Genomic DNA, 8,223 nt, shown 5'->3' on the forward strand with positions numbered 1-8,223 from the left:
AGGGCGCGAATACGGACGCGACCATCCTGTAGTCCTCCTTCTAATCTCCCTGTAACGGGGCCGACGCCGCGTGTGGACAAATCGGTCGTCTGGCACGGCCGGACGGCATCATGCCAGGTGGAGAACAGGCGAGGTGCAATAGCGGACACACCCAGTCCCACGACCGCCGAGACGGCCCCATCAGACCTCGTGCCGCGCGCCCGGCCCGGCCGCTGGCGCGGCCTCTCGCCATCCGACCGACACGGGGGCGGCGCCCGCTCTGCGGACGCCGCCCCTCCGTGCCCTCAGCGAGAAAGCCCCGGCGAGGAGGGCGCTCCGAGCGAGACCCCGGGACAGCCCCGACCCCGGCGCTCCGCCCGACCGCCGAGCCGGCCGCCAGCTCCCCCGCCCCGCTCGCCTCGCCGTCGAGGTGGACCCGACCGGAAGGACGGGCGCGGCGCGGCGGCGCGCGCCTCCCTCAGCCGGATGCTCCTCGTCCAGACCGACGAAACAGCCCGTTTCGCGCGTCCCCATAACGGATGTTATGGGGACACCCCTACGAAATCCGCCCCCGTGAGCACGCCGACGCTGCCTGGTAAGGGACGCGCTCGGATCGGCCGAAATCGGCCCGGATCCACGATGCGGACCTCGCAACGCTCCCCGCCGCCGCCGCCCGAGCCGCTCCCACCCCGCCGTGTCCGTCGACGCCGACTTGCCCAGAGAGGTCGCCTCTCGTTCCTTGTCATTCCGGCACACTCGTTTGACGAGGCCCGACCCGCCGTGACCCCCTCCGCCCCCCCGACCCGACCCGGCAACCGGCCCGCCCCGGCCGACGGGGGGAGCCCGGTCCGCCCGCCTGGCCGGACCCCGACGACCGGCCCGGCGGAGGGGGCGTCCCCGTTCGACCGGGCCGTCGCCCTGTTCCTCTCGCGGACCCGCCACACCCGCTCTGGCTCGGCCCACACCGAGCGGGCCTACCGGACCGACCTCCGGCACTTCGCCGCCTTCCTCGCCGAGCGGGGGCACGCCGAGCGGCACCCCCCTGAGACGGACGCGCCCGAGGACGCCCCGCTCCCCTTCGACGCCGTCACGCGCCGCGACGCCGAGGTCTACCTCGCCGGGCTCGCGGCCGAGCACGCCGCCCGGACCGTCCGCCGCCGCGTCTCGTGCGTCCGCTCGTTCTACCGCTTCCTCCGCGGCCTCGAGCTCGTCGCCCACAACCCGTTCGACGCCCTCGACCTCCCCGACGTCGACCGCAAGAGCGAGACCCACAAGGTGCTCTCCGACGACGAGCTGGCCCGGGCCGCCCGCCTCCTCGCCGCCGACGTCGCCGCCGCCGACCGCCGGCTCGCCACCTCCGAGCCCGGCCCCGACCGCGCTCGCGCCTTCGCCGCCCTCTTCACGGCCACCCGCCGCCGCGTCGCCTTCACGCTCATGGCGTTCGCCGGGCTCCGACGGGCCGAGGTCGTCGGGCTCACGCGCGAGGCCATCGTCGAGCGGCCCGACGGGTTCGCCCTCGCGTTCCGGGGCAAGGGCGGCAAGGTCCGCGCGGTCCCGCTCGTCGGGTTCGCCTACCGGCCCATGTTCGACTGGCTCGCCGTCCGCCGCCGCGTCCCGACCACGGCCCCGACCGTCCTCGTCACGCTCAACGGCCGGCCCGTCGCCCCGAAGCAGCTCAAGCGCGACTGCCGCGCGCTCGGGCTCCGCGTCGAGGCCCGCCACCCGCTCACGCCCCACGTCCTCCGCCGGACGTTCGCGACGCGCGCGCTCCAGGCCTCCGGCGACATCCGGTCCGTCCAGGTCCTCCTCGGCCACTCGTCGATCGCCACCACCGAGGTCTACACCCACGTCGACCTCGACGGCCTCCGCACCCTCGTCGAGGCCACCGCCCTCCCCGACGCCGACCCGGCCCCGTGACTCGCACGCCCCACCTCGACCGCCTCCTCCCCGACGCGCCCGAGCGCGTCGTCTTCGACCTCTCGCCCGAGCGGGAGGCGGCGCAGTGCCGCCTCGCCGCCCTCCTCATCGGCCTGGGCCGTGCCCTCGACGTGACCCGCCACCGCTACGCCTTCTCCGTCGGGCTGGCGACTCCCGCCAGTGCCCCGCCGGGCACGACGGCCTACGCCCACTACTTCCGGGCACCGGACGGCGCGCTCGTCCCCGTGACCACCCGCCACACGCCGGGCCTCGACGACCTCGGCGGCCTCGTCCGCCTCGACCCATGACGGCCCGCACCCTCCCCCTGGCGGTCGTCCTGGCCGCGCTCGCCTCCGGCGCCATCGGCGCCTGCACGCCGCCGACCGGCGGCCTCACGGACTACGCCGTCGTCGAGGGCTTCCGGGTCTCGCCCACCTTCAACGCCTTCTCCCGACCGTGCGAGATCCGCTACACGCTCCAGGAGCCGGCGACCGTCGAGATCCGCGTCGTCCGCGTCGGACTCGACGGCGAGCGCGCCCTCGTCCACCAGGTCACGGTCCCCACGCGCGAGACGGCCGGGCCGCGCACGGCCGCCTGGCGCGGCACCGGGCCGAACGGCCTCTTCGCACCCCAGGGCGAGTACGTCGTCGAGCTGTACGCGACGCTCGACGGCACCGACCGCGCCGAGTCGTGGGAGCTGACCACCCTCATGTACCGGACGTGATGGCCCTGGGCACGAGCACGGAGTCGAGAGGCGAGGGCCGGTCCACCGGACGCCCCCCGCTCACCGTCGAGCGGACGCCGACCGGGTACGTCCTCCGCGACCCGCTCCTCGTCCGCCTCGCCGGCATCGAGGCCGTCCCCCTCCCCTTCACCGCCCGCGCCCGACCCGCCGTCGTCCTCGCCCACCTCCGAGCCCTCAGCCCCCACCGCGAGGTCCGCTTCGAACACCCGCCCCACCCCCCGTGCGCCTAGGAACCCACGTCGCGGGCGGCCTCCTCGGCTACACCGTCGCCGCCACCTTCTTCCAGCTCCCGTGGACCGCCACGGGCGTCGTCGTGGCCGCCGCCGCCTCGGCCGCCCCCGACGTCGACACGCTCGGGAGCACGGTCGGCCGCGTGTTCGCGCCCGTCGCGAAGCGGATCGAGCGCCGGTTCGGGCACCGCACGATCACGCACTGCTACGCGGCCCAGGCCGCCGTCGCCGTCCTCGGACTCCCGTTCGTCGCCCTCGGGCTACCCCACCTCTACGCGGCCCTCGTCGTCGGCTACGCCTCGCACCCGTTCCTCGACACGCTCACCGTCCAGGGCGTCCGCGTGTTCTGGCCGTGGTCCGACCGCCGCGGCGTCTTCCCCTACTACAACCGCCAGCCAACGGCCTACCGCACCCGCACCGGCTCCCGTGCCGACACCGCCTTCGGCGTCGCCTTCGCGTGCCTCACGGTCCCCTTCGCCGTCGTCCAGCACGACGGGTACCCCCGCCTCGTCCGCACGCTCCAGGCCGACGCCGGGGCCGCCGTCCGCGACTTCCTCGACTGGTCCGCCGACGGGTACCTCGTCTCCGTCACCGTCGAGGCCGACGACCCCCAGCACCTCCGCACGCTCTCGGGCACCTTCGAGGCCATCGGCACGACGGGCGCCAACACGCTCCTCGTCCGGGACACGACCGGCCGCGTGTTCTCGCTCGGCCCGGCCTACACCGCCGACTTCCAGCCCACCCGCGCCGTCGCCCACCGGGGCCGGGCCGTCACGGTCTCCCGCCGCCGCGTCGACCTCGCGGGCCGCGCCCTCGCCGACCTCGACGGCGTCGTCCCGCGCACCGCCGCCGCTGGCGGCGACGACGGGGCGAGGGCGCGCCACCTCCTCGACGGACAGGTCACGCTCACCGAGGACGCCGACCTCACGCCCGACGAGTTCGCCTTCGACACGGTCACGGGCACCGGCCGACGCCTCTCGCTCCAGTTCGCGACGCTCGACGACCTCGAGCGCCACGACCTCGCGGGCCTCGTCGTCGAGGCCGGCGTCGTCACCGTCCGCGTCTTCCTCCCCCCCGGCACGCCCGAGGGCTACGCACCCGACGACCTCTCGCGCTCGACCGTCCGCCGCGTCACGTTCGCCCACAAGCCGAGCGACCCGCCCCGGCTCCTCGTGGCCGAGGGCGACGCCGTGGCCGTCGGCGACACGGTCGCCGTCCTCTCGTCGGAGGCCCTCCTCACCGCCCGGCTCGACGTCGAGGACGCCGCCGCGTCGCTCGCCCGCTTGGGCGCGGAGCGTCCTCCGGCCGCCACCGACCCGCTCTCGCTCCGCGCCCGCTTGGCCGGCGCCGAGGCCCGCGCCGCCCGCACCGAGGACCGCCACGCCGAGGGCTTCGAGCCGCTGGCGGCCGTCGAGGGCGCCCGGTCCGAGGCCGACGACCTCCGCGCCCAGCTCGCCCAGGCCGAGGCCCGCCTCGGCGAGTGGCGGACCGACCACGCCCGTCGCACGGCCGACGCCCAGGCCCGGCTCCGCCGCGCCCAGACCCGCCTCGACGCCCGCCAGCGCGAGGCCACCGTCCTCTCGTCCGGGGCCGGCGTCGTCCGCCGCATCGAGCGCCGCGACTACGGCCCGGACAGGACGGAAGTCCGCGTCGTCCTCGTCGCGCCCCGGACCGCAGACAGTCCGGCTCCCGACCGCCCCCCGGCCCACGCCAGGCCGACCCTTGGACCGCCAGCGGTCCGTTCCACCCCCACCGACACCGCCAGCCAGCCACGCCAGGGGAGGCACCCCTGACTCGACATAGGTGCGGCCACCGGGATGCTTGGACAGGCTCCGGTGGCCGCGCAGACACCACCCTGTTACGAGCGGACGTCCGGCCGGAAGGTACGGCGTGCGCTCCCCCGCCCCCATGCGCACCCCACCCCTCACGCCGCCTTCGGCGCGCTCCCTCGCCGCCACCGCCCTCACGGTCCTCCCCGCCGCGCTCATCGTCCTCGCCTCGCTCTCCGGCTGCGACGCCGCGAGCCCCACCCCCGACGGACCGCCCCCGCTCGACCCGCTCCCGTCCGACGCCCAGGCCCTCGTCGTCTCGGCCTTCCAGGACGTCGAGGCCCTCTTCGACCTCGGCGTCGGCGCCGACGCCGCCCGCACGGCCGGCTCCGCCTGCTGCGGCGGCGACAGCGGCCCCATCCCGGACCCCGCCCGCCTCGGCCCGGAGAAGGGGCCGGTCGTACCCGACCCGGTCTCGCTCGCACAGGACCGGCCGTGGCGCGACTGGCTCGCCCAGTTCGTCGGCGGCGACAGCGCGCCCGAGCCCGACGGAAGCGAGGAGAGCGGCCCCGACCCGGACAACCGGAGGTCGGCGACAGCCAACCCCCACCGCTCGTCGGCCCGCCTCGCCCCCGACACCACGCTCTACACCGGGGTCTTCGACGCCGGCAACGCGAAGGGCTACCTCGCCGTCCTGAGCTACCGCGAGCCCCAGGGCGTCGGGGTCTGGTCCGCCCGGCTCCAGCACGCCCGCGCGCTCGACCACGACGACGACGCGGGCACGGCCGACGTCGACGCCGTCGAGACCCTCGACCTCACGTTCCTCACCCACGCCGACCTCGCGGCCTTCCTCACGTCGGCGGAGGGCGGGGCGAACGCCTACCTCGTCGGCACCTCCGACGACGCCGAGGCCGCGTTCACGTCGCCCCAGATCGACGTCTGGCGCGTGAGCCAGGTCTACTCGCCCGCCGAGGGCGGCGCCGTCGTCACCTACGCCAACGCCGAGCTACGGGAGACGGTCACGGTCCGCGACCCGATCATCACGCTCAACGCCGACGGCACGGGCACCGTCCGCGACGGCGGGGCCGACGGCAAGGTCCGCACGCGCTACTACGGGGCCGACTTCTCGGTGAGCGGCGACGGCTCGTTCTCGGGCACGCTCCTCCGCACGCTGACCTCCCACGGCGACACGGCCGACGGAGCGCTCGTCAGCCGGACGGATTACGCCATCGACGGGACCTACATGCAGACCCGCCAGCGGGGCGGCGACGGCGTCGTCATCCGCGAGAACAGCGAGGGGTAGCGCCATGATCAGGAGGCCGCACGGGGTCCGGTCCCGACCGGCGAGAGCGCGCGAGGATGCCGCCGCGCAAGAAGCCCGAAGCAGCCGTAGCGCGAGCTACGGCGATGGAGGGCGACGCCGCGAGGCGCGCACCGCAGCCGTTCGCAGCCCGGGAGCATGGCCCCGTGCAGCCTCCCCCCTCCTCCTCGCCCTCCTCGGCCTCGACCGCCGCAAGGTGATCCACCGAGGCCCCTGAACCGGCCGGGCCGTCGTCCCCCGCCCTCCGCAGCCCCGGCTGCGCACCGGACGACGGCCCCGCCCCCCGCTCATGCTCGACCACCTCGACCCCTTCCAGCGCCGGGGAGCCTGTCCTGAGCCTGCCGAACGGATCGCCCTCGCGCTCTACCGGATGCTGACCGGCCCCCGGTTCGACATCTGCGTCGTCCGCAACGCGCTCACGGTCGCCGACCTCCACCCCGAGCGGGCCGCCTTCGAGGCCGTCCGGCTCCACCACACGACGCCTGGAGCCTGTCCTGAGCGGAGCCGAAGGGCCGAGATGCCGCCCGGCTTCCGGGCTGCGCTGGCGGCCCAGACCCTCGCCCTCTTCACCGGACGGCCCGCCTCAGCGACCGCCGACCTCCGTGGCCTCGCCGGGCTCGCGGGCGTGACGTGGACCGAGACCGGAACACGCCCGAGCGCCCTCCCCCCTGCCCTCGCGTAGCCATGCGTCTCTCCGCCCTTGCCGCTACGCTGGCGCTCCTGCTCGCGGCGCTCGCCCCGTCCGCCCTCGCGCAGTCGCCCGCGTCAGACGCCGCCGACGCGCTGGCGGCCCTCGCCGACACCACCGAGGCCACGGCCGAGGCGTCGCTCCGCGTCGAGACCGCCCGGCTCACGCTCGCCCGCTCCGAGCTCCGCCAGGCGACCCACTGGTCCCGCCTCCGGCCCCAGGTCGACCTCTACCTCTCGGTCTCCACGCGCGGCCTCGCCTTCCCTTCCATCTCGACCCAGGGCTACGACCCCGTCTACGCCGCCATCGCCCGCTGGCCCGGCGACTCGTGGGGCCTGACCGTCTCCTGGACGCTCGACCAGCTCCTCGACCGCCGGCCCCTCCACCGCGCCCGCGCGGCCGTCGCGGTCGCCGAGGCCCGGGTCGACCTCCACCACGCGCGCGCCGAGGCCCGCCGCGAGCGGGACCGCCAGCGCGCCGTCGCCCAGGCCGAGCGCGAGGCCGAGGAGGCCCGGCGGGAGGCGGAGCGCGAGCGCCGCGCTCGGGCCGCCCGCGCGCTCCTCGCGGCCGACGCCCCCTTCCTGGAAAAACGGCTCGACGCCCAGCGCGAGCTGCTCCGCCTGGCAGAGATGACCTACGAGCAAGGCGAGACGGACTACGCCGCGCTCGCCCGCCAGCGGCTCGCGGTCCTCGACGCCGAGCGCGCCCTGGCCCTCCACGCCGCCCGCCGCGACGCGCTCGACGCCACCGGCGACCCGGACCTCGCCCTCGCCGACCGCCGCGCTCGCGCCCCGCGCTGACCGCGCCGACGTCCCCGTGCTGACGACCGCCCGCCCCCTCTTCCTCGACGTCCCCGCCACGTACGCCGACCCCGCCGGCCTCGCCGACCAGCAGGCCGAGGGCGCCGTCTCCCTCGTCGTCGTCCGCTACCCCGCCGGTCCCGCGGGGGCCGACCCCGCCGGGCCGACCTACGACGCCTTCGCCGCCGTCTCCGGCGGCCTCCTCGCCGTCGCCCGGAGCACGCCGGACTACCGCTTCCCCGTCACCCCGGCCACGGCCCTCGCCCGGTTCCACGACGCCCGGGAGAGCGACCACGGGGACCCGCCGACCCTCTCGCTCTACGCCCTCGACGAGGCCGACTGCGCCCGCTTCCTCGAGTCGGCCTACTTCGCCGAGTGCCTCAAGCTCCACGTCGACGGCCCGGCCTCGGCCCCGCTCGTCGCCGAACAGCTCGCCCGCTCTGGCTGCCGCGTCGGCCTCCTCGAGCTCAACGACTTCTCGGAAGGGGCCGCCCCGCGCGTCGCGCTCCTCGACCTCGACCAGCTCCTCGGCGACGCTACCGGCGACGACGTCGAGTTGGGCGATACCGACGCTGTCGCCCTCGCCCTCGCCCCCCACCTCGACGGCGTCGCCGGACGCGCGCTCCTCTACGACCGCGACAAGAACCGGGCGACGCTCCCCGACCGCGCCGGCCACGGGTTCGGCCTGGAGGCCGCCGTCGCGCAGGCCGACCGTCTGGCCGCTGCCCGCCGCGACGTCCGGCCGGCCCCTCCCCCCGACGAGGAGCCCCCGCC

The 8,223-nt window shown here is 76.3% G+C and carries 9 protein-coding genes; all 9 read left to right on the top strand.

Translation table 11 applies throughout. The features are described from left to right. The first annotated feature begins 759 nt into the window (after window positions 1-759). A complete protein-coding gene (locus BSZ37_RS21275; protein ID WP_179299824.1) occupies window positions 760-1,896 on the top strand; it encodes a tyrosine-type recombinase/integrase in 1,137 nt (378 codons plus the stop codon). After that, window positions 1,893-2,204, top strand: coding sequence for a hypothetical protein (locus BSZ37_RS21280; RefSeq protein ID WP_095512694.1), 312 nt, complete (start codon window positions 1,893-1,895; stop codon window positions 2,202-2,204). Before BSZ37_RS21275 ends, BSZ37_RS21280 begins: the two co-directional genes overlap by 4 nt. Further along, complete coding sequence (locus tag BSZ37_RS21285; RefSeq protein WP_095512695.1) at window positions 2,201-2,620, top strand: flagellar hook assembly protein FlgD; 420 nt, start codon at window positions 2,201-2,203, stop codon at window positions 2,618-2,620. The genes BSZ37_RS21280 and BSZ37_RS21285 overlap by 4 nt, the downstream gene beginning before the upstream one ends. Then, complete coding sequence (locus tag BSZ37_RS21290; RefSeq protein WP_095512696.1) at window positions 2,620-2,871, top strand: hypothetical protein; 252 nt, start codon at window positions 2,620-2,622, stop codon at window positions 2,869-2,871. The genes BSZ37_RS21285 and BSZ37_RS21290 overlap by 1 nt, the downstream gene beginning before the upstream one ends. After that, window positions 2,862-4,664 (top strand): metal-dependent hydrolase, encoded by a 1,803-nt coding sequence (locus BSZ37_RS21295; RefSeq protein WP_095512697.1) that lies wholly within the window; start codon window positions 2,862-2,864, stop codon window positions 4,662-4,664. Before BSZ37_RS21290 ends, BSZ37_RS21295 begins: the two co-directional genes overlap by 10 nt. A gap of 115 nt (window positions 4,665-4,779) precedes the next feature. Next, window positions 4,780-5,943, top strand: coding sequence for a hypothetical protein (locus BSZ37_RS21300; protein ID WP_095512698.1), 1,164 nt, complete (start codon window positions 4,780-4,782; stop codon window positions 5,941-5,943). A gap of 307 nt (window positions 5,944-6,250) precedes the next feature. Further along, window positions 6,251-6,643: a hypothetical protein gene (locus BSZ37_RS21305; protein ID WP_095512699.1), complete on the top strand. Its 393-nt coding sequence runs from the start codon at window positions 6,251-6,253 to the stop codon at window positions 6,641-6,643. Window positions 6,644-6,645: 2 nt separating this feature from the next. Beyond that, on the top strand, window positions 6,646-7,449 hold the full coding sequence (locus BSZ37_RS21310) for a hypothetical protein (RefSeq protein ID WP_095512700.1): 804 nt from the start codon (window positions 6,646-6,648) through the stop codon (window positions 7,447-7,449). Between the two features lie 16 nt (window positions 7,450-7,465). Continuing rightward, window positions 7,466-8,223 (top strand): hypothetical protein (locus BSZ37_RS21315; RefSeq protein ID WP_143537793.1); only part of this gene is annotated, 758 nt, incomplete at its 3' end.

The sequence above is a fragment of the Rubrivirga marina genome (assembly GCF_002283365.1).
GTDB classification, from domain to species: Bacteria; Bacteroidota; Rhodothermia; order Rhodothermales; family Rubricoccaceae; genus Rubrivirga; species Rubrivirga marina.

Coding starts and splice junctions, on each gene's coding strand:
- BSZ37_RS21305 (WP_095512699.1), top strand. CDS start 6,251: ATGCTCGACCACCTCGACCCCTTCCAGCGCCGGGGAGCCTGTCCTGAG.
- BSZ37_RS21285 (WP_095512695.1), top strand. CDS start 2,201: ATGACGGCCCGCACCCTCCCCCTGGCGGTCGTCCTGGCCGCGCTCGCC.
- BSZ37_RS21300 (WP_095512698.1), top strand. CDS start 4,780: ATGCGCACCCCACCCCTCACGCCGCCTTCGGCGCGCTCCCTCGCCGCC.
- BSZ37_RS21310 (WP_095512700.1), top strand. CDS start 6,646: ATGCGTCTCTCCGCCCTTGCCGCTACGCTGGCGCTCCTGCTCGCGGCG.
- BSZ37_RS21290 (WP_095512696.1), top strand. CDS start 2,620: ATGGCCCTGGGCACGAGCACGGAGTCGAGAGGCGAGGGCCGGTCCACC.